Source organism: Ruegeria sp. CDSA141 (assembly GCF_059612005.1).
The window spans coordinates 1-1,373 of sequence record NZ_JBXWPT010000054.1 but is presented as its reverse complement, the minus strand read 5'-3'; the positions used below and the strand labels follow the sequence as shown (position 1 = coordinate 1,373).

Annotated in this window: 1 protein-coding gene; it reads right to left on the bottom strand. The window is 52.3% G+C overall.

The features are described from left to right. Window positions 1-435: 435 nt before the first annotated feature. Entirely contained in the window at window positions 436-1,215 is a 780-nt protein-coding gene (locus AC2FLP_RS22075) for a methyltransferase domain-containing protein (RefSeq protein WP_496686561.1), read from the bottom strand. Between the last annotated feature and the right edge of the window lie 158 nt (window positions 1,216-1,373).

The following is a 1,373-nucleotide window of genomic DNA, read 5'->3' as shown; positions in this document are numbered from 1 at the left end:
TCACGCGGAACGCGGCTATATTAATGACGTGATCTGGAGTAATCCCGATGCGTTTTCGAGTGAACTGGACGTGCAGAGTATGATGAATCTGTATCCGGGAAGGTTCTGACGACATTTGGTGACAATCGGCCGGGTAAGGCGATTGGATCACACCAAAGGCAGCTGCAAGCTGGAAGTGACAGCCACGTACCTGTTTTAGCCATTGAGTTAGCACCAACACGAGACCTTCTGTGCATTACGTCTATCGCTGCGGTCGTTCGAACGCCTGATCAATGGCTGCACGTCTGGCCCTTCATTGGGGCTTCAACGGCGACAATTAAGTTCGGACAAAAGATTGCAGCACCAATCACGACGACAACGATACCTGTGGGGGGCTCTTGAACTGTGCCTTTCAGCGAGCCCGCGGAAGAACCGAGGCCAGGTCATTTCGGTCTATCAACCCCTTTTACGCGCCACGAAGATAAATTGGGTCATCGAAAAAAAGAAGCGCCCAACTTTTGCAAGGCTAAGCTGTTCGTCAAACCACGATTGCGCAACAGCGGGATCAACATGGTCATTTGCGACAGCGTATTGCTTTATGAGGTGCATCATCATGATTGCGAGGCCATCAGGCTTTAGCTGGTGATCTGTCATTGTGAACGACAAGACATCTTCCACATGGTTGCCGCGAGCCTTTATCAGTGCGGGCAGTCTTTCCGGGACGGAACCACTCACAAAGTGCTGGTTCCAGGATGTCAGCATCTTTTGCATTCTGTCGGGCTCGTCGCTGAACCAAATCAAGCTGCCAAAGTGTAGATCGCTGATGACAAGGCGCCCACCGGGTTTGACGCACCGCAGCGTGTCAGCCAATGCACCGTCTACGTCTTCGAGGTACTCAAAGACCTGTACCGAGACGGCCTTGTCAGCACGTTCATCCTCAATGGGCAAGTGATTTGCGGAACCTGCACGAAACTCCACGTTTGCGTAGTCGCTGCATCGTTCTTTTGCGGCTTCTGTCATGTCCTCGCTTGGGTCGATTCCGATGACATAACCATCCGAGCCAACTACGCGGGCCAACTCCGCTGTTAACATCCCGTTGCCACAACCGATGTCCAAAATAGTCTCACCGGGAGCAGGGCACAGCGCATCAAATGAAGCCTGTCGCCGCCGTGTCAATTCTGCGCCTTGATAGGCGATTTCAAGTAATCTCGTTGTCTCCGCGTCAAACTTAAGCAACTCTCCCCCCTTACAAAGCCCACAAGTCTCCAAACCTTATCAGAAAATGGGTTATCTACGAAAAGCAGGGCGGATCATCGAGTGTCCGTCGTCAGGGATTTTGGGACAGATGGCGGCGTGAGCTAAGAGAGGGTCTGGCTCATCTGGTTCATGTGATT